Annotated in this window: 1 protein-coding gene; it reads left to right on the top strand. The window is 61.6% G+C overall.

The features are described from left to right. Positions 1-323 (top strand): contractile injection system protein, VgrG/Pvc8 family (locus tag GXP72_RS22705; protein ID WP_280115394.1); only part of this gene is annotated, 323 nt, incomplete at both ends.

The raw sequence follows: 323 nt of genomic DNA, 5'->3' as shown, positions 1-323 counted from the left end.
AAACTCACCGGCAGCTACCGGGTGTGGGACTACTGCGTGCAGTATCAGGAGTCGAGCCTGGACTTCATCAGCCGCCTGATGGAGCTGGAGGGGATTGCGTATCACTTCCGCCATGAGGCGGACAAGCACACCCTGGTGCTCACCGACGCCGCCACGCAGTACCAGCCGTTCAGTGGCTATGAGGTCATTCCGTACCACCAGACGCCGTCAGGCGGCAGTACGGATGAAGAGGGCATCAGCCAGTGGGCGCTGGAGGACAGCGTGACGCCGGGGATTTACAGCCTCGACGACTATGACTTCCGCAAGCCGAACGCGTGGCTGTT

It is taken from the genome of Enterobacter sp. SES19, from assembly GCF_011765665.1.
Lineage (GTDB): Bacteria > Pseudomonadota > Gammaproteobacteria > Enterobacterales > Enterobacteriaceae > Enterobacter > Enterobacter pseudoroggenkampii.
Note: the sequence above shows the minus strand (reverse complement) of the source record. Positions and strands in the feature narration are given on the sequence as shown.